Below are 21,274 nucleotides of genomic sequence, written 5' to 3'. Positions count from 1 at the left end.
GCGGTCACTCCTGCCTGCCAAGAATTCTCGATACGTGCCGCATCGAGAAAGGTTCGGAATTGAACCGCACACGCACGAACGACCGTTACTCCCGTACCCGTACGGGAGGCGGCTCCGGCGCCACCGGCAACGGCGGCGTCAGCCGCTTCCGCTCCGGTGCCGCCCCCACCCGCTCGGGTGCCCCCGGCCGCTCCGGCGGATCGGGACGCGGCGGCTCCGGTGGCTCCTACGGACGCCGCTCCTCCGCCGTCCAGGGTGAGTTCGCCCTGCCGGTGACCCTCACCCCCGCGCTGCCCGCCGTGACGAGCTTCGCGGAGCTGGACATGCCGGCCGCGCTGACCGACATGCTCACCAGCCTCGGCATGAACGAGCCCTTCCCCATCCAGGCCGCCACGCTGCCGAACTCGCTGGCCGGCCGGGACGTCCTGGGCCGCGGCCGTACCGGCTCGGGCAAGACCCTCGCCTTCGGCCTGGCCATGCTCGTCCGTACCGCGGGACAGCGCGCCGAGGCCAAGCAGCCGCTGGCCCTGGTCCTCGTCCCCACCCGCGAGCTGGCGCAGCAGGTCACCGACGCGCTCACCCCGTACGCCAGGTCGCTGCGCCTGCGGCTGACCACGGTGGTCGGCGGCATGTCGATCGGCCGGCAGGCCGGCGCGCTGCGCGGCGGCGCCGAGATCGTCGTCGCCACCCCGGGCCGGCTCAAGGACCTCATCGACCGCGGCGACTGCCGCCTGGACCGGGTCGCCATCACCGTCCTCGACGAGGCCGACCAGATGACCGACATGGGCTTCATGCCGCAGGTCACCGCGCTGCTCGACCAGGTGCGCCCCGACGGGCAGCGGATGCTGTTCTCGGCCACCCTCGACCGCAACGTCGACCTCCTGGTCCGCCGCTACCTGCACGACCCGGTCGTCCACTCGGTCGACGCGTCGGTGGGCACGGTCACCACGATGGAGCACCACCTCTTCCACGTGCACGGCGCCGACAAGTACGCCACCACCACGGAGATCGCCGCCCGCGACGGCCGGGTGCTGATGTTCCTGGACACCAAGCACGCCGTCGACCGGCTGACCGAGCACCTGCTGAACAGCGGCGTCCGCGCCGCCGCGCTGCACGGCGGCAAGTCGCAGCCGCAGCGCACCCGCACGCTCGCCCAGTTCAAGACGGGCCACGTCACCGTGCTGGTGGCCACCAACGTCGCCGCCCGTGGCATCCACGTCGACGACCTCGACCTCGTCGTCAACGTGGACCCGCCCAGCGACCACAAGGACTACCTGCACCGCGGCGGCCGTACCGCCCGCGCCGGTGAGTCCGGCAGCGTCGTCACCCTGGTGCTGCCGAACCAGCGCCGGGAGATGACCCGGCTGATGGCCGACGCCGGCATCACCCCGCAGATCACCCAGGTCCGCTCCGGCGAGGCCGAACTGAGCCGCATCACCGGCGCGCAGGCCCCGTCCGGTGTCCCCGTCGTCATCACCGCGCCCGTCTCCGAGCGCAAGCGCGGTACGTCGGCGGGCGGCCGCGGTCGCGGCCGCACCGGCGGCCAGGGCCACCGCTCGGGCTCCTCGTCCCGCGCCCGCACCGGCGCGGCGCCGCGCCCGGCGTCCGCGTCGGCCGCCCCGACCGCGGCGCGCAGCAGCGCCGCGTGAGGACCCGCCGTACGCGCCCGTGACGCGGGCGCGTACGGACACACCGAAGCCCCGGTACCTGCTGGTACCGGGGCTTCGGTGTGTTGTCGGTGGGGTCGCTCGGGGGAGGGGGCGGTCAGTGGTCGGAGTAGCTGAAGTCGCCCACCGTCCAGGCGCTGACGTCCTTGACGGCGATGCGGTACATCCCGCCCGTCTCGGGGATGCCCACGCTCCCCTGGAGGATCCGCGCGACGTGGAAGTGCAGATGGGTGGGGGCCTCGCCGGGCCGCAGGGCGGCCGCGCTGCCCGCGGACCCGAAGACCGCGGCGAACGGACCCAGGCGCTCGGAGTCCCGCAGCACCTCGGCCACCCGCTGGCGCCAGACGGCTTCGGGTGCCAGCCGTCCGGTGATGACAGCGCCCTGGACGACCACGGTGAGGGACATCTGATTGCTTTGCTCGGACTCCACCGCTGAGGCGATGTCAACAAGCAGATGATCAGGCTTCGACATGGGCGCTGACTGTACTACGCGCGAGGCGCTCCACGGAGGGTCGTGACCCGTACGGAGGGGGCGCGCCCTCCGGCCCGGTCACGACCGGTGGATCAACTCTGTGCGGGCGTCCCGAGCAGGGCGGACGCCGATTCCAGCGGGGAGAGCGCGGGCGCCGGGGCGGCCACGGGCTCGGGCGCCACCGGGTTGCAGGTGAAACCGAGACGCGTCAGCGCCCTGGTGACCTCGAAGGACGTGAAGTCGCGGCGGTCCTGGCGGGTGATGACCTCACCCACCTGCTTCACGGGGAAGACCCGGCGGCCGATGACCACGGACTCACCCGTGATGGGCTCGGGCTTGATGCCCTTCATCGACTGCTGCACCTCGCTCTTGACCAGCTCGAAGGGGAAGCGGGCGATGACGCAGCGCATAGTGCCTCTGGGGGAAGAAGGGGAAAGCCTGAAACTTCAGCATCCCACAGAAAAGTAACGATCGGAGGCCGGGCTTTCGCCCGGCCCCCCGGAACGCGGTGGTGACACGTCACCCGGACGGTCAGCCCTGGCGGGCCTTGAACCGCGGTTCCTTCTTGTTGATCACGAAGACGCGGCCCCGCCGGCGGACCACCTGGGCGCCCGGCTTGGCCTTCAACGCGTGCAGCGACTGGCGGACTTTCATGGCCTGTCCCTTCGTACGGCGCACCACCTCACGGCGGTCCGCACATCGTGTGCATGCCAACGCCGGAAGGGGCGGTTCCATTCCCGCCGGGCCGTCCGGGGTGTGCGCGGCGCGTGGCTGGTTCCCGTCGGCCGCACGGGCCGCGTGAGAGGTCAGGGGCGCTCGTCGCTGTGGCCGCAGACCCACGCCAGCGCGGCGTGCACCCCCTGGATGTAGTCCCGGGGGATCGTCCGCCGCGTGGCGTCCTCCAGCTGTACGGTCGCCGCGTCCGCCTCGGCCGTCAGGGCGGACAGGTCGGGCGCCCCCTGTCCGGCGGCGCCGGTAACGGGAGCCACGTCGCCCCGCCCCAGCGCCCAGAGATAGCCGGTCATGGCGCCGCGGGAGAGCTGTGTCTGCCCGCTCGGCGCGGCGGCGACGGCCTCCAGCGCCCGGAACGCCTCCTCCACCTGGGAGCGTGGCCTGGTGCCCACGTGCTCGTCACCGTGGGGTCCGGTCTGTTGAGTGGTCATGTATGACGTCTGCCCCGGTGAGCGCGATCGAGCCGAAATGGGTGAAGTCGGCTCCAGGGGCTGCCCGTGGCGAGGGTCTGGCGCCACACTTGCCGCCTGGGGGTGACCATGTCGGTCTATCAGGTGTCCTGTCCCGCGCGGATCCTCTTCCTGCCGGAAGAGCTCTCCGCCCTGGGGGAGTTGGACGGTGGTTTCGATGTCGAGCCGAGTCTGTGGTGCACGCTGGAGGCGGGCCACGCGGGGCCGCACCACGTGATCGCGCAGTGTGTCAGGGGATCGGGGCCCACCGCGCCCTGGGACATGTGGGCGCGCTGGGGGGACGACGAGTACGGCCCGGGGCGGGAGCTGGTACGACTGGACGCCTGCCCGGCGAAGTTCCTGAAGGGAGCCGTGTCGGAGGAGGGGTGTCATCTGCCGCTCGGGCATCCGGGACGGCACGGGTACGAGTTCGGTCCGCCGATCACGGCCGCGGACGTGCTGCCGGACTGGCTGGTACGGCGCTTCTTCGAGTGACGGGCCGTCCTCGCGCGGTGAAGTCGCCCGCCACGCGGCGGGAGTGACGTACCGTCAGATCCAGCCGCGCCGCGCGGCGGCCACGCCCGCCTGGAACCGGGTGCTGACGCCGAGCTCGGCCAGCAGCTCGCGCACGCGGCGGCTGTAGCTGCGGGAGGAGATGCCCAGCAGCGCCGCCGCCGCGTCGTCCGTCCGCCCGGCCAGCAACGAGTCCAGCACGTCGGCGAGATGCGCGGGAGGACCCCCGGCGAACCCGCCGGGGCCGTCCCCCGCACCGGCGACGTGGTCCACCCGCAACAGCCGCCCGGGGTCACGCGCCACGGGATAGACGAGCACCGGCGGCAGCCGCGGGTCGCGCAGGACGGTCGGGGCGCCCCAGCAGAAGTACGAGGGCACCAGGCGCAGCCCCCGCCCGCCGAGCCGTACGTCCCGGTCGAAACGCAGACCGGTCAGCTCCAGGACCGGCGGATCCCACCGCACGCCCGGGTGCAGGGTCGCCAGCAACCGGTCCACGCCGCCCTCGCGCAGCGCCCGCGCGCTCCGGGCGTGCTCGGCCGCCACATGGGCCCTGATCTGCGTCCAGTACGGCGCGACGAAGGACCGGTGGAACGCCCCCATGCCCTCGGCCAGCCCGGTGAGGGCGGTGGCGCCGCCCTCACCGAGCACACCCGTCCAGTGCAGCGCCTGCCGCCGCCGGTCCAGCAGGCGCAACTGCCCCCGCAACCGTGCCCGGGGCAGCGAACGGACCGCCTCCAGCACCGGGGCGAGCCCCTCGGCGCCCTCGGCGGGCGTCAGGAAGTCCGGTGAGTACCCCCGCGCGGGAGTCAGCGCGAGCAGCCGTCGTACGGGGGCGGTCAGCCGGGCCCGGGTCGCCGCGCGCCACCGCCGCAACGACGGGGGCACCTCGGGCGACTGCGCCATGTGCGCGGCCAGCAGCATCTCCCACGAGACGTCCGGCTCGGCCATCACCCGTATCCGGCGCAGATCCTCACCGGTCACATGGAAACGCAGGCCCATTGTCGTACCCCCGCGCACGGCGCCGTCGGCGGCCCGGCCCGTACGCACCCCGTGGAAGCACACCGCGTCCCCCGATGATACCGAGACGCCGCAGGTCCGGACGCCGCTCGCCCGCCCGCAGCCGCCTGCCCGGGCGGGCGGCATGATGGAGGTATGCCAGAAGGAGACACGGTGTACCAGGCCGCCCGGCGCCTGCACGGCGCGCTGGCCGGGCACCGGCTCGTACGGTCCGACCTGCGCGTGCCCTCGCTCGCCACGGTCGACCTCGCCGGCCGCACCGTCCTCGACGTCACCCCGCGAGGCAAGCACCTGCTCACCCGCGTCGAGGGCGGCTGGACCCTGCACTCGCACCTGCGCATGGACGGCGCCTGGAAGGTGTACGAGCCCGGCGCCCCGTGGCGCGGCGGCCCCGGCCACGAGATCCGCGCCGTCCTCGCCACCGCCGACCGCACGGCGGTGGGCTACCGGCTGCCCGTCCTGGAACTGCTGCGGACCGGCGAGGAGGACCGGGTGGTGGGACACCTGGGCCCCGACCTCCTCGGGCCCGACTGGGACGCGGACGAGGCGCTGCGCCGGCTGCTCGCCGACCCCGGCCGCCCGATCGGCTCCGCGCTGCTGGACCAGCGCAACCTCGCCGGCATCGGCAACGTCTTCATGGCCGAACTGTGCTTCCTCGCCCAGGTCACCCCCTGGACCCCCGTCGCCGACTGCGCCGCGATCGAGCGTCTGGTCCCCGCCGCGAAGCGCCTGCTGGAGGCCAACCGCGCGAGCGTCGACCGCACCACGACCAGCGCCGCCGTCCGGGCCCGCTCCACCCACCGCCTGTACGTGTACGGCCGCGCGGGCCGGTCCTGCCTGGTCTGCGGTACGCCCGTCCGCGTCGCGTCCGAGACCCACGGCCGGATCGGGCGCGAGCGCCCCACGTACTGGTGCCCGCGCTGCCAGCGCGGCCCGGTCGCGCCCTGACCCGGGGCCCGCGCCTCCCTGCCCCTCGATTCCCGAGCCCGCGCCGGTCCGCTCACTCCGCGGGAAGCGGGATCCGCAGCGCCGTCGTGCCGCGCATGTCCAGCCACGCCGCCTCCGGCCCCCGGACCATGCGCATCACCACCTCGTCGCAGTCCGGGCAGCGGGCCACCATCCCCGGCGCGTGCGTGTAGACGCGCAGCTCCGCCAGCGGGCCGGTGTGCCCGCAGCCGGCGCACGTCCCGGTCGCCGTGGTCAGGTCGGTGGTGAAGAACTCGCGGAACGAGCCCGCCAGCACATTGCCGTCCTGGAACGTCTCGCCGGTCAGGGGCCCGGCCGCCGCGGTGGGATGCATGTCAACCTCCGACAGGACCGAAGCGCTCGGTCCTGATCCGTTGGGGATCGTGGCCCTGCGCCACGAGGATCCCGGCCGCCCGCTCCACGAAGCCGGTCGGGCCGCACACGAAACACATCGGCGTGAACTCCGCCGGCCAGCCGTACGCCGCCACGTCGTCCCCGGTGAGCCGGCCGGGCGGCCGGCGCGGGCCCTCGGGCGCCGACCGGGTGTAGAGGTGGGTGACGTCCAGCCCGCCCTGGGCGCCTCCCGGGCCCAACTCCCCGGCGTAGTAACGCTCCTCGGGTGCGCGGACCGAGTACAGCAACCGGAAGGGGACCCGGCTCCCGGCGCTCCCGCGGGCACGGATCATGGACATCAGCGGCACCACCCCGGAGCCCCCGGCCATGAGCAGCACCGGGGACGGATCCGCCGGGTCCCACACGAACCAGCCGCCGACCGGGCCGCGCAGTTCCAGCTGGTCACCGGTCTCCAGCACGTCGACCAGGTACGGCGAGACCTCGCCGTCGCCGATGCGCTGCACGGTCAGTTCGATCCGGTCGCCGCCGGGGGCCGACGCGAGCGAATAGCTGCGCTGTGTGCTGTAGCCGTCCTCCGCGGTCAGCCGTACGTCCACGTGCTGGCCGGCCGCGTGGCCCCGCCACTCCGGTGCGCGCAGCACCAGGGTGCGCGCGGTCGCCGTCTCGTCCCTGACGTCCTCGACCGTCGCCGTCTGCCAGCGCAGCCGGCCGGTCAGTCGCCCTGGTACCGCTGTTCGCGCCACGGGTCACCGTATTCGTGATAGCCGAGGCCTTCCCAGAAGCCCGGCTCGTCCGAGTCCATCAGCCGGATGCCGTTCACCCACTTCGCCGACTTCCAGAAGTACAGGTGCGGCACCAACAGCCGTGCGGGACCGCCGTGTTCGGCGGGCAGGTCCTCGTGGTCGTAGCGGTACGCGATCCACGCCCGGCCGTCGAGGAGATCCTCCAGCGGCAGGTCGGTGGTGTAGCCGCCGTAGCTCTGGACCATGGCGTAGTCGCCGTCGAGGTCGATCCCGTCGAGCAGGGTGTCCAGCGACACGCCTTCCCACTCCGTGCGGAACTTCGACCACTTGGTCACGCAGTGGATGTCGACCGTGGGCCGCTCGGCGGGCAGCGCGGTCAGGTCCCGCCACGACCAGTGGTGCATGTCACCGGCCACCGTGGTCAGGGTGAACTCCCAGTCCTCCGTCCTGACCACCGGTGTGGGACCGGCCGACAGGACCGGGAAGTCGTGCACCACGTACTGGCCCGGGGGCAGCTTCTCCTCCGTCGGCCGCCTGCCGTGGAAGCCGCGAGAGATGACAGCCACGTCGGTCTCCTCTCCCTCCCCGGCACGGTGGAGCGGTGCGCCGGAGAGCGTCGCCTGTCAGTGGCGTCGCCTTCCAGTCTGGGCCCGTAATCCCGTGACCACCATCCGAGCCGGCCGGCGGACCGCGGGTCGGCCCGGTGCGGGGAGGCCCGGAAACCCGGACTCCCCGCACCGGCCCCCCGGATCCGGGCCCGTCAGGGAACCCGGACCAGGTGCACCGCCGTACTGGCCCAGTCGCCCTCGGGCAGCGCGGGCAGGATCCCGTAGTCCGTCAGCACCCGCGCGGAATGGACCGCACCGGTCCGCGCGTCGCGGTAGCGCGCGTCGGGGTCGAGCCCGGCCAGCCGCAGCGGCACGCGCGGGCTGCCGTGCCGCGGTCCCCGCTGCCAGACCAGCAGCAGCGCCTCGGCGCGGTCCGCGGCGGTGTACTGCACCGCCGAGGGACCGTCGTCGACCGGTCCGCGCGGCCGGTGCGCGACACCGTGCTGGACGAGCGGGCGGACCCGCTTGTACTCGGCGACCAGCTCCGCCGCCTCGGACAGCTCCTCCTCCGACCACCGGGTCAGGTCGCCGCCGATGCCCAGGACCCCGGCCATCGCGACGTGGAAGCGGAAGCGCAGCGGCACCGAGCGCGCGGTGAGCTGGTTCGGCACGTCGGTGACCCACGCGGCCATGGTGCGCGCCGGGTAGACCTGCCCGTATCCGTGCTGGATGGACAGCCGGTCCCAGGCGTCGGTGTTGTCCGAGGTCCAGGCCTGGTCGGTACGGGACAGGATGCCCAGGTCGACGCGGCCGCCCCCGCCGCTGCACGACTCGACGCGCAGCCCCGGATGGTCGGCGCGCAGGCGGTCGACGATGTCGTACAGGTTGCGGACGTAGGCCGTCCCGAGGAGGTCGGCGCCGTCGGCCCGGCCGGGCCAGCCCGCCTCGCTGAACGCGCGGTTCATGTCCCACTTGAGGAAGTCGATCGCGTGCTCGCCGACCAGCCGGGTCAGCCAGCCGTACGCCCAGTCGGCGACGTCGCGGCGGGCGAGGTTGAGGACCAGCTGGCCGCGCAGCTCGGTGCGGGTGCGGTGCGGGAAGTGCAGGACCCAGTCGGGGTGCGCGCGGTAGAGGTCGCTGTCCGGGTTGACCATCTCCGGCTCCACCCACAGGCCGAAGCGCATCCCGAGCCGGTGCACCTCCTTGACCAGCGGGGTCAGCCCGTCGGGGAAGCGGTCGGCGGACGGGGTCCAGTCACCGAGGCCGGCGTCCGCGTTGCGGCGCGCGCCGAACCAGCCGTCGTCCATGACGTACAGCTCCACGCCGAGGGCCGCGGCCCGGGCGGCGAGCGCCATCTGGCCGGCCTCGTCCACGTCGAAGCCCGTCGCCTCCCACGAGTTGTAGAGCACGGGCCGTACCTCGTCGGGGTGCGGCAGCACGTGGGCGAGGGTGTACGCGTGCCACGCGCGGCTCGCCGCGCCGAAGCCGCCGTCGCTGTAGAGGCCCGCGAGGAGCGGGGTGGTGAACTCCTCGCCGGGGCCGAGCGGAAGCGCCGTACCGTCCTGGCCCGCGCCGCCGGTGAAGCACGCGCGGCCGTCCGGGGTGCGCTGCACCGTGACGCGCCAACTCCCGCTCCACGCCAGGGCGGCGCTCCACACCTCGCCGTGGTCCTCGGTCGCCTCCCCGGCGTCCAGCATCACCCAGGGGTTCGCGTGGTGGCTGGTAATGCCCCGTCGGCTGGTGAAGGTGGTCTCGCCGTACGGCACCGGCTCCCGGCGCAGCCTGCTCTCCGCCGACCACTGCCCCGTGACGTGGCTGACCCGGTAGTCCTCCCGGGCGGGGAGCGTCCACGCGGCGGAGTCCGCGCGCGGCAGTGTCACCGTGGTGTCGCCGGTGTTGCGCAGGACGGTCCAGCGCTCGATCACGTCGGTGTTGTCGTGGACCCGGTAGTGGAGGTAGACGCCCAGGCCGTAGTGCGTGTCGCTGAACTCCAGGACCAGTTCGGCCGATCCGGGGACGGACTCGTCGACCCGGTGGCCGGTGGGCCGCCACTCGAAGGCGCGGGTGCCGTCGGCGAACCGTACCTGGAGGGAGGGGGCGCCGTACCGGGCGCCCCCGTCCACGGGCAGTTCCTCGCCGACGGGCGAGCGCCCCTCGAAACTGCTGGCCGGCGGCGCCGGGGGAGCGGCAAGCTCCTGTGCCTCTTCGAGGGTCAGCCGAGGTCCCCAACCGAGGTGACAGGGCGCGCCCGTCTCGTCGATCCGCAGCGCGTACGACGTGCGCGGAGTGGAGAGCAGCCAGACCCCGGTGTGAGGGGCGAAGGAGATCACAGGCATGGATCCTCACGTTCGTTTTGCGCCTCGAGAGCAAACCGCAGCCAACCCTGCCTTGGATCAGGTGTCAATACCCGGAGGCTGGAGCACATTTGCAAGCTGAGGGGCCTCTCCTTGGATGTTTCGAAAGGGGCTTGCTTCTTTCATTGACAGCGGAAAAGAACACCCCTACGTTTCGGCCATGCGCTCGACCTCTCGTACCGAGGCGGTTCCGGCATCGACGCCGGCCGCTTCCCTGGTCTTCACGACCGTGCTGTCCCACGGTCCGCTCACGCGGACCGAGATAGCCCGGCGCACCACGCTCTCCTCCGCCGCGGTGACCAAGGCGGTCCGTCCGCTCATGGAGGCCGGGTACCTGGTCGAAGGCGTGGACGAGGAGGCGCGCTCGTCGCTCGGACGCCCCGCCAACCCGGTGCGGGTCGACGGCGGACGTGCCCTGTTCATCGGCGTCAAGGTCACCGGGGACGAGATCATCGCGGTCCTCACCGACCTGTGCTGCCGCATCCGGGTCGCCCGGCACCTCCCCCTCACCGATCGTGAACCGGGTGCCGTACTCGCCGCCATCGCCGGACTCGTGCAGGAACTCCTCACGGAGGCCGACGGGTTCGGGGTCGAGGTGCGCGGGCTCGGGCTCGCCGTCTCCGGCGACGTGGACCGTACGGCCGGGGTCGTGCGCTACTCGCCCTTCCTGGACTGGCGGGACGTCCCCCTCGCCGACCTGGCCGGGACGGTGACGGGACTGCCGGTCACGGTCGACAACGACGTCCGGGCGCTGACCGTCGCCGAGCAGTGGTTCGGCGCGGGCGTCGGTCTCTCCGACTTCGCGCTCGTGACGGTCGGCGCGGGCATCGGCTGCGGACTGGTGGTGCACGGCCGGGTGGTCTCGGGCGCGCACGGCGTGGCCGGTGAGATCGGCCACCTGTCCATCGACCCGCTCGGGCCGCCGTGCCACTGCGGCAACACCGGCTGCGTGGAGGCGATCGCGGGGGACTCCGCCATCGTCCGCCGCGTCCGGGAGGTGACCGGCCTGCCGGTCGCCGACTCCGGACAGGCCCTGGAACTGGCGCACCAGGGCGACCCGGGCGCCAAGGAGGCCTACGCGCGGGCCGGGGAGGCGATCGGCCGGGCCATCGGGGCCGTCGTCAACGTCCTCGGACCGCAACGAGTGATCATCTCCGGCGAGGGCCTGGCGGCGTACGACCTGTTCGCCGAGCAGATCCGTGACGCGTTCGCCGCGTCCGCCTTCGGTACCGCCGCGCAGTGTGACGTGATGACACGTCCGCTGCCCTTCGAGGAGTGGGCGCGAGGCGCCGCGGCCACCGCCATCCAGTCCTTCATCGGAACAGACACGTACTAGGAGTAGCGATGACGCTGCAGAGCCGCACCCCCTCGCCCTTCCGTGCGCCGAGCCGCCGCAACGTGGTCCGCGGAGCACTCGGGGTCGGCGCCGCCGCCCTGGCCGCGCCCGTCCTGACCGCCTGCGGAGGCGGCCCCGCCGCCGACCCGAAGACGGTGACCTTCGGGTCCAACGGGGCCGACGCCACGCCCAAGAAGGCCTACGCCGGTGTCACCGGCGCCTTCACCAAGGACAGCGGCCTCAAGGTCAAGACCAACACCGTCGACCACGACACGTTCCAGAAGAGCATCTCCAACTACCTCCAGGGCACCCCGGACGACGTCTTCACCTGGTTCGCCGGCTACCGCATGCAGTTCTTCGCCAAGAAGGGCCTCGCCCACCCCGTCGACGACGTGTGGGACAAGATAGGTTCCGGTTTCAGCGACGCCGCCAAGCAGCTGTCCAAGGGCCAGGACGGGAAGTACTACTTCGTCCCGCTCTACAACTACCCCTGGGCCGTGTTCTACCGGAAGAGTGTGTTCCAGGAGCGCGGCTACCAGCCGCCCGCCACCTGGAGCGCGTTCACCGCGCTCGCCAAGCAGATGAAGAAGGACGGCCTCTCGCCGATCGCCTCCGGTTACGGCGGCGGTGACAGCTGGTCGATCCTCGGGGCCTTCGACTACCTCAACCTCCGCGCCAACGGCTACGACTTCCACATGTCGCTGATGCGCGGCGAGGTCTCCTGGACCGACAAGCGCACCAGCAGGACGCTCGACCTGTGGCGCGAGATCGCCCCGTACTACCAGGAAGGCGCGGGCGGCCGCTCCTGGCAGGACGCGGCCCAGTCGCTGCTGGACAAGAAGTCCGGCATGGCGGTCATCGGCCTCTTCCTCGGCCAGCAGGTCACGGACGAGTCGCTCCGCGACGACATCGACTTCTTCCCCTTCCCCACGATCGACCCGTCGTTCGGACAGGACACCGTCGAGGCCCCCACCGACGGCTTCATGCTCAGCCGCAAGCCCAAGAACCTCGACGGCTCCAACAAGCTCCTGGAGTTCCTCGGCAGCGCCAAGGCCGAGAACCTCTACATGGGCGTCGACCCCAGCAACGTGGCCGTCAACTCCGGCGCCGACACCAGCAAGTACAACGCCCTCCAGAAGAAGTCCGCCGAGCTGATCTCCTCGGCCAAACACATCACCCAGTTCGCCGACCGGGACAGCGACCCGGGCTTCATCTCCACCGTCGTGCTGCCGGGCCTCACCCAGTGGCTGGGACACCCCGACGACGGCTCGGCCCTGCTCAAGAAGATCGAGTCCCAGCGCTCGCGCTTCTTCACCGCCTGATCAGGACCGGGAAGGTTCCTCCACCATGTCCTCCGTGCGCTCAGCGCCCCCCAGCAAGCCGCGCGCCCGCCCCCGGCCGCGCCGGCTCAGTGCCGGTGACCGGCTCTTCCTCGCGGTCATCGTCGGCATACCCGTCATAGCCCTGCTCGTCTTCGTCTGGCTGCCGGCGCTGGCGTCCATCGGTCTGTCCTTCACCAGTTGGGACGGCATCTCGCTGTCCGACATCCACTGGATCGGACTGGACAACTACCAGGAGATCTTCACCAACTACCCGCCGTTCTGGCCGGCGGTCCAGCACAACGTCGTCTGGCTGCTCTTCACGGCCCTGCTGCCGACCCCGTTCGGCATCTTCCTGGCCTACCAGCTCGACCGGAAGATCCGCTTCACCCGGATCTACCAGACCGCGATCTTCCTGCCCATGGTGCTCTCGCTGGCCGTGGTCGGCTTCATCTGGGAGATCATCTACAACCCCGACAACGGACTGCTCAACGGCATCCTGAACGGGGTCGCGCCCGGCCACCACATCGACTGGCTCGGCGACCCGAACCTCAACCTCTGGGCAGTGCTGGTCGCGTCGGCCTGGCGGCACACCGGCTACATCATGATCCTCTACCTGGCCGGCCTCAAGGGCTTCGACCCGGCGCTCAAGGAGGCCGCGTCGCTCGACGGCGCCAACGAACGCCAGACCTTCCTGCGCGTCGTCTTCCCCGCCCTCAAGCCGGTCAACATCATCATCCTGGTCGTGACCGTCATGGAGTCGCTGCGCGCCTTCGACATCGTGTACGTGCTCGGCGGCGGCGTCGGCAGCAAACCGGGCATGGAACTCCTGTCCCTCCTGATCACCGACAACATCATCGGCGAGTCCAGCCACATCGGTTACGGCTCCGCCCTCGCGGTGGTCCTGCTCGTGGTCTCCCTGCTCGCCATCGGGACCTTCCTCGTACAGACCTTCCGCAAGGAGGACCAGTGACCGCGACCGCCACACCGCCGGCCGCCGGCTCACGCACCCGCCGTACCGCCCCCCAGGGAGCGGGACCGTCACGTCCCAAGAGCCAGGCGGGCCGCCACGTCCTGCTCGGCGGCATCGCCCTGCTGTGGCTCGTCCCGCTGCTCTGGGCGATCTACACCTCGCTGCGCCCCTACTCGGACACCAGCAAGCACGGGTACCTCTCCTGGCCGCACAGCCTGAGCCTGGAGAACTTCTCGGACGCCTGGAGCCAGTCCGGGATGCCGCACTTCTTCTGGAACTCCGTGCTCATCACGGTCCCGGCGGTCCTCGGCACCCTGCTGTTCTCCGCCGCGGTGGCCTTCTTCGTCTCGCGCTTCGACTTCCGGTGGAACATCGTCCTGCTGATGCTGTTCACGGCGGGCAACCTGCTACCCGCCCAGGTGCTCATCACCCCGCTGTACCGGCTGTACCTGCTGATCCCGCTGCCCGGGTGGATGAGCGACTCGTTCCTGCTCTACAACTCCGTGTGGGGCATCATCTTCATCCACATCGCCTACCAGTGCGGCTTCTGCACGTTCGTCCTCAGCAACTACATGCGGACGATCCCCAAGGAGATCACCGAGGCGGCGCTGGTCGACGGCGCCCCGGTGTGGCGCCAGTTCTTCCAGATCGTGCTGCCGCTGTGCCGCCCCGCCTTCGCGGCGCTGGCCACGCTCGAATCGATCTGGATCTACAACGACTTCTTCTGGTCGCTCGCCCTCATCGAGACCGGCGACAAGCGTCCGATCACCTCCGCGCTGGCCAACCTCCAGGGCCAGTACTTCACGAACCCCAACCTGATCGCGGCCGGTGCGCTGCTGACCGCGATCCCGACGCTGCTGGTGTACTTCGCGCTCCAGCGCCAGTTCATCAGCGGGCTGACCATCGGTTCGGGCAAGGGCTGAGCCGAAGGACGGGCGGCCGTACCCGTACCGCCCGTCCCCCTGCCCCGACCGCACGCACGCTCCGTGCACGTCCATGCGCCGACAACAGGAGGTCCTGACCCATGCGGTCACCCGCGTACCCCTTCCGAGCCGTGCTCGTCCTGGCCCTCGCGGCCGGCCTGACCACCGCCGTCCCCGCGGCGATGGCAGCCACGCCCACCGCCGCCACGCCCACCGCCGCCCAGGCCCCCGCCGCGGCCTCGGCCGGTGTCGCCGACAAGCCGTTCATGGGCTGGACCAGCTGGTCCATGCAGTCGTCCAAGTACCCCGGCCTCAACCCCGACGGCGACTACAGCTACCTGACCGAGAAGAACGTCCTCAAGCAGACGAACGCGCTCGCGTCCAAGCTCAAGAAGTACGGCTACGAGTACGTCAACATCGACGCCGGCTGGTGGATGGACAAGGCGTGGAAGCCCAACTTCGAGGCGTACGGCCGCCAGGCCGCCGACCCCGTCCGGTTCCCCCGGGGCATGAAGCCGGTCGCCGACGACATCCACGCCAAGGGCCTCAAGGCCGGCATCTACCTGCCCGTCGGCCTCCAGAAGGAGGCGTACGGCGAGGGCAAGGTCCCGATCTTCGACGCGCCCGGCTGCACCACGGCCGACATCGTCTACCCCGACCTGCGCACCACCAACGGCTGGGACAGCGCATACAAGATCGACTTCTCCGACCCCTGCGCGCAGAAGTACGTCGACTCGCAGGCGCGGATGTTCGCCGACTGGGGGTACGACTTCCTCAAGCTGGACGGCGTGGGACCCGGCTCCTTCAAGAGCGGTGACAACTACGACAACGTCCCCGACGTCGCCGCCTGGCAGAAGGCGATAGCCACCGCCGGCCGCCCGCTCCACCTCGAGGTCTCCTGGTCGCTGGACATCAACCACGCCGCCGACTGGAAGAAGTACACCAACGGCTGGCGGATCGACACCGACGTCGAGTGCTACTGCAACACCCTCGTGTCGTGGGAGAACTCGGTCAACGACCGCTTCGACGACGCCCCCAAGTGGACCCGGTTCGCCGGTCCCGGCGGCTGGAACGACCTCGACGCGATCGACGTCGGCAACGGCGAGATGGACGGCCTGACCAAGGCCGAGCGGCAGAGCTACATGACCCTGTGGGCCATCGCCAAGTCGCCCCTCTACACCGGTGACGACCTCACCCGCCTCGACGACTACGGCATCTCCCTGCTGACCAACAAGGACGTCCTCGCGATCAACCAGGGCAGCACCCCGCCCGCGCGGCCCGTCACCGCCACCGGTAACCAGCAGGTGTGGAGCGCGAAGAACGCCGACGGCAGCTACACCGTCGCCCTGTTCAACCTCGGCGACACCTCCTCCGCCGTGACCGCCGACTGGCAGTCCCTCGGCTTCACCGGCCAGGCCAAGGTCCGCGACGTCTGGAACAAGGAAGACCTCGGCACGTTCAAGGACAAGGTCACCCAGGCCCTCCCGGCCCACGGCTCGCGCCTGTTCACCGTCACCCCGCGCGGCACCGCGTTCACGAAGACGGCGTACGAGGCCGAGTCCCCGGCCAACACCCTGACCGGCAACGCCTCGGTCGGCGACTGCGGCGGGTGCTCCGGCACGCACAAGGTCGGCAACCTGTACCAGGGCGGGAAGCTCCAGTTCAACGACGTCGTGGCCACGAAGGCCGGCCACTACATGATCGACGTGTCCTACATCAGCGGTGACGCGCGCCCCGCGAAGATCTCCAGCAACGGCAACGGCGCCACCGCCCTGAAGTTCCCGTCCACCGCGGACTGGGGCACCGTCGAGACCGTCACCGTCCCGGTCACGCTCAAGGCGGGCAAGAACACGATCACCATCGACAGCGGCGACGACTACGCGCCCGACATCGACCGGATCGCCGTACCCCAGCTCTGACCCACGCGTCCCTCCCCTGAACACCGGTGCGGAGTCCTGAGGCCCTCGGGCTCCGCACCGGCCCTTCCCCTCCCGGCGGCCGGCACCCGCATGCCCGCACCGCCTCTCCGGAACGGAGTGCTCCGTGGACGACCAGCACACCGGCGCAGCCGCGCCCGCCCCGACTTCCCCCCGCGGCCCCAACCGGCGGCAAGCCCTCTCGCTCGCCGCCGCGGTGGGCGCCTTCACCGCCCTCGGCGGCCTGCCCGCCTTCGCCGCCTCCGGCCCCGTGGTCCGGCAGACCACGTCCCCCCTGCTGCCCGAGGCCTCGGCCACCCGCTTCTGGTACCAGGCGCCGGCCTCCGACAAGAACATGATCGAGCAGGGCCTCCCCGTCGGCAACGGCCGGCTCGGCGCCCTCGCCGGCAACGACCCCTCCCGCGAGGTGCTGCTCGTCACCGACGCCACCCTGTGGACCGGCGGCCTCAACGGCACCCTCGACGCCGACGGCCAGTTCCCCTACGGCCGCCAGGACTTCGGGTCCTTCACCCTCCTCGGGCGGCTGACCGTCGACCTCCCCGACCACGACCTGTCGTCGCTCTCCTCCTACCGGCGCGACCTCGACATCAGCCAGGGCGTCGTCTCCTCCACGTACGTACGCTCCGGCGTGACCTACGAGCGCCGGATCTTCGCCAGCCACCCCGACGACGCCATCGTCCTGCACTTCACGCAGAAGGGCGGCGGGCGCTACACCGGCACGGTGAGCCTGGCCGGCACCCACGACGAGAAGACCACGGCCGACCGCGCCCGGACGTACGCCTCCTTCAACGGCGCCTTCCCGGACGGCGGACTGCGCTACGGCGCCGCCGTGACCGCGTACAGCGGCACCGGCACGGTCACCGTCGACGGTACGGGGATCCGCTTCAAGGACTGCAAGGAGCTGACGGTCGTCGTCAGCGGCGGCACCGACTACGCCCCCGACGCCGCCACCGGCTACCGCGACCGCGCCCTCGAACCGGAGCGGCTCGCCAGGACCAAGGTCCTCGCGGCGGCCCGCCACTCGGCCACCACGCTCCTGCACAGCCACGTCGCCGACCACCGCGAGCTGTTCGAACGGATGGACATCTCCCTCGGCCGGTCGTCGGAGTTCCAGCGCGGCCTGGACACCTGGGAGCGGGTCAGGGCACGCTTTACCGACGGCGAGGCCGACCCCGAACTCGAAGCGTCGTACCTCCAGTTCGGCCGCTACCTGATGATCGCCGGATCGCGCGACAGCCTGCCCGTCGCCCTCCAGGGACTGTGGCTGGACGGCAACGACCCGGACTGGATGGGCGACTACCACACCGACATCAACATCCAGATGAACTATTGGATGGCCGACCGGGCGGGCCTCTCCGGTCTGTTCGACGCGTTCGCCGACTACTGCGTGGCGCAGCTCCCGTCGTGGACGAAGCTCACCCACGACCTCTACCAGGACCCCCGCAACCGGTTCCGCAACTCCACCGGCAAGGTCGGCGGCTGGGCGGTCTCCTTCTCCACCAACGTCCACGGCGGCAACGGCTGGTGGTGGCACCCCGGCGGCAGCGCCTGGCTGGCCAACTCCCTCTTCGAGCACTACGAGTTCACCCAGGACAAGGCGTACCTCGCCAAGATCTACCCGCTGCTCAAGGGCGCCGTCGAGTTCTGGGAGGCGCGCCTGATCACCACGACGGTCACCGACCGGGCCACCGGCGGGACCCGCGAGGTGCTCGTCGACGACAAGGACTGGTCGCCCGAGCACGGCCCGCAGGACGCCAAGGGCATCACGTACGCCCAGGAACTGGTCTGGGCGCTCTTCGGCAACTTCCGCACCGCCACCGACGTCCTCGGCAGGGACGCCGCGCACAGCAGGACGGTCGCCGCCCTCCGCGAGCGGCTGTACCTCCCCGAGGTCAGCCCCACGTCGGGCTGGCTCCAGGAGTGGATGTCCCCCGACAACCTCGGCGAGACGACCCACCGCCACCTCTCCCCGCTCATCGGCCTGTTCCCCGGCGACCGCATCCGCCCCGACGCCTCCACCCCGAAGGAGATCGTCGACGGCGCGACCGCCCTGCTCACCGCGCGGGGGACGAACAGCTTCGGCTGGGCCAACGCCTGGCGCAGCCTGTGCTGGGCGCGGCTCAAGGACGCCGAGAAGGCGTACCAGGGGGTCGTCACCAACCTCCAGCCCTCCGTCGGCGGCACCAACGGCACCGCGCCGAACCTCTTCGACATCTACGAGGTCGAGAAGGGACGCGGCATCTTCCAGATCGAGTCCAACTTCGGCACCGCCGCCGCCATGATCGAGATGCTGGTCTACTCCCGGCCCGGCCACGTCGAGCTGCTGCCCGCCCTGCCCGACGCGTGGGCCGCCTCCGGCGCCATCGCGGGCGTGGGGGTACGCGGCGGCTTCGTCCTCGACCTGCGGTGGAAGGCCGGCAAGGTCACCGAGGCGCGGCTGCGCAGCGTCGGCGGCCGCACGACCACCGTGGAGTTCGGCGGCAGGACCCAGAAGGTCAGCCTCAAGCCGGGCGCCTCGGTGTCCCTGCGGGACCTCATATGAGACGGCCCCGGCCGATGCGCCGCCGCTACGCGGTGGGCCTGGTCTCCGCGCTGCTCGTCACGCTCTGCGCGCCCGCGACGGCGGTGTCCGCGGCCTCCTCCTCCGGGGACGCGCCCGCCCCGCGTACGCACTCCGCAGCCTCCGCGCCGAGCGCCGCCGGCCGCCACCAGGTGATCACCTGGGGCGCGAGCATGGACCGGCAGGGCGAAGGGCCCCGCGACCGGAGCTACCGGGCCGTGGTCCGCACCAGCGTCGGCGGCACCGGCGTGCGCGTCCGCCTCTCCAACGCGTTCGGCGACCAACCGGTCACCTTCGACAGCGTGTACGCGGGCAAGCGCAAGGAAGGCGCCGAGCTCGTCGGCGGGAGCAACCGCCCGCTGACGTTCGGCGGCGCGGGCTCGGTGACGGTCCCGCCGGGGGAGAGCGTGGTCAGCGACCCGCTGTCCGGGCGGCTGGCCGCCCAGAGCGACCTGGTCGTCAGCTACCACGTGCTGAGCGCGGGCGGCCCCTCGACCGGCCACGGCATGGCCATGCAGACCTCGTACGCGACGGCGGGCAACCACACCGCCGAGGAGAGCGCCACGAGTTGGACCGACCGCACCGGGTCCTGGTACTACCTCGACGCGGTCAGCGTGGAGACGGACCGGGACACCGGCGCCGTCGTCGCCCTCGGCGACTCCATCACCGACGGCTGGCAGTCCAGCACGGACACCAACCGCCGGTGGCCCGACTACCTCTCCCGCCGGCTCCAGAGCGCGACCGGGATCGGTGTCAAGGGCGTCGCCAACGAGGGGATCTCCGGCAACAAGGTCCTGGCGGACGGCGCCGGGCAGAGCGCCCTGAACCGCCTCCAGCGGGACGTGCTCTCGCAGCCCGGTGTCCGTACGGTGCTCCTCTTCGAGGGGATCAACGACATCAAGGCCCATTCCGGCGTCACGGTCGACGACATGATCGCGGGATACCGGGAGATCGTTGAACGCGCCCACGCGGCGGGCAAGTGCGTGGTCGGCGGGACCGTCCTGCCCTTCAAGGGCTGGTCGGAGTACGACCCCGAGGCCGAGGCGGTCCGGCAGGGCGTCAACGCGTTCATCAGGACCAGCGGTGAACTCGACGGCGTCGCCGACTTCGACCGGATGCTCCGCAGCCCGTACGACCAGGAGAAGCTGCTCCCGGTCTTCGACGGCGGCGACCGCCTGCACCCGAACGACAAGGGCATGCAGGCGATGGCGGACGCGGTCGACCTCAAGAGCCTCAGGTGCGACCGCTGAGACGGGCGCGCACCTGAGGTGAAGGAAGAGCGAGGGCTCCCCCGCCGGCGGACGGGGGAGCCCTCGCCCGTGCCCGGCGGCCCGCGAGGGTGTGCCTACGGCTTCTTGGTCTCCGCCTCCAGGGCCTCCCGGGTGGCGGGGCCGTAGACACCCGAGGCGTCCCCGGTGATGTCGCGGTCGTGCTGGTAGCGGGCGACCGCGCGCTCCAACTCGGCGTCGTACGTGCCGTCCGGCATCCCCAGGTAGCGCAGCAGCAGTTGGCTCATCCGCTTCTGCAACTCGACGACCTCCGGGCCCGTGTCACCCTCCCGCAGGACGGCCGGGCCCGACGACGGGGTGGATCCGGCGGACGGGGACCCGGCCGGCGGGGTGGAGACGGCGGGGGAGGACGGCGTGTCCTCGGCGGCCTGCCCCGGCGTGGCCGTCGCGGAGACGGAGGCGGACGCCGAGGCCGAGGACGTGCCGGACGGGCTCGCGCCCGGATCGTCCGAGGGCGAGGAGGTGGCGTCCGAGGCCGTACCGTCCGGCTTCCTGGAGGTCCCGCCGGCGGCCGTGCCGGTGGCGTCGGGCAGGGCCGTCCGCGCGGTCGAGGAGGCCGAACCGGGGCCCGCCGCCTCGTCCTCGCCGCCGCCCCGGACCGCGACACCCGCCGACACGGCTATGACGGCCGCGACCACGGCGATCGCAACGGCCAGGTAGAGACCCTTGCGGCGCCGGGCAGGCGGCTCGTCCGGCTCGTCGTCACCGGGGAAACCGTCCCCGGCGGCGCCGCCCGCACCGCCCTCGTCACTGCCTTCGTCGCTATCGTCATCGTCATCGTCGTCACCGTCATGGCCGCCGCCGCCGCTGTCGGTGGTCGCCCCCGCCACCACGTCCCGCACGGCCGTCGTCGACGTCCCGGCGCCGCCGCCCGGAGGACCGAAGGCCGCGCGCTCGCGCGCGACGCGTTCCCGCTCGGCCTCGTCGGCCTCGCCCTCGGACCCCAGCGAGACATAGGGCCGGACATGCATCTGATCGCCGTCACCCGGCTGTTCGGCCGGATCGGTGAGGCTCTTCCCGGCGATGTCGGCCCGGGTGGCACACGCGCAGTCGGGATGGCCGGCCTCGCCCGGAGGTGCGAAACAACGGGGGCAAGATTCCTGCGTCACGGACGTTTCCTTC

20 protein-coding genes are annotated in these 21,274 nt (G+C 71.8%); 10 read left to right on the top strand and 10 right to left on the bottom strand.

Features of this window, described 5'->3' with window-relative positions:
- The first annotated feature begins 59 nt into the window (after positions 1-59).
- Positions 60-1,649 carry a DEAD/DEAH box helicase gene (locus tag HA039_RS00640; RefSeq protein WP_167022165.1) on the top strand — a complete coding sequence of 530 codons (1,590 nt, stop codon included), beginning with the start codon at positions 60-62 and terminating at the stop codon, positions 1,647-1,649.
- 115 nt (positions 1,650-1,764) lie between these two features.
- Here the strand turns inward: HA039_RS00640 and HA039_RS00635 are convergent, their stop codons facing one another.
- From HA039_RS00635 to HA039_RS00620, 4 genes are all read right to left on the bottom strand, one after another.
- Entirely contained in the window at positions 1,765-2,139 is a 375-nt protein-coding gene (locus HA039_RS00635; RefSeq protein WP_167022163.1) for a hypothetical protein, read from the bottom strand.
- A 92-nt stretch (positions 2,140-2,231) separates the two neighbouring features.
- Positions 2,232-2,549: an SCO5918 family protein gene (locus HA039_RS00630; protein ID WP_167022161.1), complete on the bottom strand. Its 318-nt coding sequence runs from the start codon at positions 2,547-2,549 to the stop codon at positions 2,232-2,234.
- 121 nt (positions 2,550-2,670) lie between these two features.
- On the bottom strand, positions 2,671-2,793 hold the full coding sequence (gene ykgO, locus HA039_RS00625; RefSeq protein ID WP_161310538.1) for a type B 50S ribosomal protein L36: 123 nt from the start codon (positions 2,791-2,793) through the stop codon (positions 2,671-2,673).
- 152 nt (positions 2,794-2,945) lie between these two features.
- A complete protein-coding gene (locus HA039_RS00620; RefSeq protein ID WP_167022159.1) occupies positions 2,946-3,302 on the bottom strand; it encodes a hypothetical protein in 357 nt (118 codons plus the stop codon).
- 108 nt (positions 3,303-3,410) lie between these two features.
- Here HA039_RS00620 and HA039_RS00615 point away from each other — a divergent pair, with 108 nt between their 5' ends.
- Positions 3,411-3,815 (top strand): hypothetical protein, encoded by a 405-nt coding sequence (locus HA039_RS00615; protein ID WP_167022157.1) that lies wholly within the window; start codon positions 3,411-3,413, stop codon positions 3,813-3,815.
- 54 nt (positions 3,816-3,869) lie between these two features.
- Here the strand turns inward: HA039_RS00615 and HA039_RS00610 are convergent, their stop codons facing one another.
- Entirely contained in the window at positions 3,870-4,832 is a 963-nt protein-coding gene (locus HA039_RS00610; protein ID WP_167022155.1) for a DUF5937 family protein, read from the bottom strand.
- Positions 4,833-4,985: 153 nt separating this feature from the next.
- On the opposite strand from HA039_RS00610, the gene HA039_RS00605 reads away from it, so the two are divergent.
- A complete protein-coding gene (locus HA039_RS00605) occupies positions 4,986-5,798 on the top strand; it encodes an Fpg/Nei family DNA glycosylase (RefSeq protein ID WP_167022153.1) in 813 nt (270 codons plus the stop codon).
- Positions 5,799-5,850: 52 nt separating this feature from the next.
- Here HA039_RS00605 and HA039_RS00600 read toward each other — a convergent pair whose 3' ends face one another.
- From HA039_RS00600 to HA039_RS00585, 4 genes are all read right to left on the bottom strand, one after another.
- Positions 5,851-6,150, bottom strand: coding sequence for a DUF6510 family protein (locus HA039_RS00600; protein ID WP_167022151.1), 300 nt, complete (start codon positions 6,148-6,150; stop codon positions 5,851-5,853).
- A gap of 1 nt (position 6,151) precedes the next feature.
- A complete protein-coding gene (locus HA039_RS00595; protein ID WP_167022149.1) occupies positions 6,152-6,913 on the bottom strand; it encodes a ferredoxin reductase in 762 nt (253 codons plus the stop codon).
- Complete coding sequence (locus tag HA039_RS00590) at positions 6,883-7,479, bottom strand: sulfite oxidase-like oxidoreductase (protein WP_167022147.1); 597 nt, start codon at positions 7,477-7,479, stop codon at positions 6,883-6,885. Before HA039_RS00590 ends, HA039_RS00595 begins: the two co-directional genes overlap by 31 nt.
- 194 nt (positions 7,480-7,673) lie before the next feature.
- The gene (locus HA039_RS00585; RefSeq protein WP_167022145.1) at positions 7,674-9,797 is read right to left on the bottom strand and encodes an alpha-galactosidase; all 2,124 of its coding nucleotides are present in this window, start codon (positions 9,795-9,797) and stop codon (positions 7,674-7,676) included.
- Positions 9,798-9,975: 178 nt separating this feature from the next.
- Here HA039_RS00585 and HA039_RS00580 point away from each other — a divergent pair, with 178 nt between their 5' ends.
- The 7 genes from HA039_RS00580 (at position 9,976) to HA039_RS00550 (ending at position 20,113) form a co-directional block, all read left to right on the top strand.
- Positions 9,976-11,151, top strand: a complete 1,176-nt coding sequence (locus HA039_RS00580) for an ROK family transcriptional regulator (RefSeq protein ID WP_167022143.1) — start codon at positions 9,976-9,978, stop codon at positions 11,149-11,151.
- A gap of 8 nt (positions 11,152-11,159) precedes the next feature.
- Complete coding sequence (locus tag HA039_RS00575; RefSeq protein ID WP_167022141.1) at positions 11,160-12,473, top strand: ABC transporter substrate-binding protein; 1,314 nt, start codon at positions 11,160-11,162, stop codon at positions 12,471-12,473.
- A 25-nt stretch (positions 12,474-12,498) separates the two neighbouring features.
- On the top strand, positions 12,499-13,443 hold the full coding sequence (locus tag HA039_RS00570) for a carbohydrate ABC transporter permease (protein ID WP_167022139.1): 945 nt from the start codon (positions 12,499-12,501) through the stop codon (positions 13,441-13,443).
- Complete coding sequence (locus HA039_RS00565; RefSeq protein WP_243868965.1) at positions 13,440-14,366, top strand: carbohydrate ABC transporter permease; 927 nt, start codon at positions 13,440-13,442, stop codon at positions 14,364-14,366. The genes HA039_RS00570 and HA039_RS00565 overlap by 4 nt, the downstream gene beginning before the upstream one ends.
- 101 nt (positions 14,367-14,467) lie before the next feature.
- The gene (locus HA039_RS00560; RefSeq protein ID WP_167022137.1) at positions 14,468-16,285 is read left to right on the top strand and encodes an alpha-galactosidase D; all 1,818 of its coding nucleotides are present in this window, start codon (positions 14,468-14,470) and stop codon (positions 16,283-16,285) included.
- Positions 16,286-16,409: 124 nt separating this feature from the next.
- Positions 16,410-18,845: a glycosyl hydrolase family 95 catalytic domain-containing protein gene (locus tag HA039_RS00555; protein WP_167022135.1), complete on the top strand. Its 2,436-nt coding sequence runs from the start codon at positions 16,410-16,412 to the stop codon at positions 18,843-18,845.
- Positions 18,842-20,113, top strand: coding sequence for an SGNH/GDSL hydrolase family protein (locus tag HA039_RS00550; RefSeq protein ID WP_243868963.1), 1,272 nt, complete (start codon positions 18,842-18,844; stop codon positions 20,111-20,113). Before HA039_RS00555 ends, HA039_RS00550 begins: the two co-directional genes overlap by 4 nt.
- A gap of 95 nt (positions 20,114-20,208) precedes the next feature.
- On the opposite strand, the gene HA039_RS00545 is transcribed toward HA039_RS00550, so the two are convergent.
- Positions 20,209-21,261, bottom strand: coding sequence for a peptidoglycan-binding domain-containing protein (locus HA039_RS00545; RefSeq protein WP_167022133.1), 1,053 nt, complete (start codon positions 21,259-21,261; stop codon positions 20,209-20,211).
- Positions 21,262-21,274 lie beyond the last annotated feature (13 nt).

Source organism: Streptomyces liangshanensis (assembly GCF_011694815.1).
GTDB lineage: Bacteria > Actinomycetota > Actinomycetes > Streptomycetales > Streptomycetaceae > Streptomyces > Streptomyces liangshanensis.
This window is presented reverse-complemented; position numbering and strand designations above follow the sequence as displayed.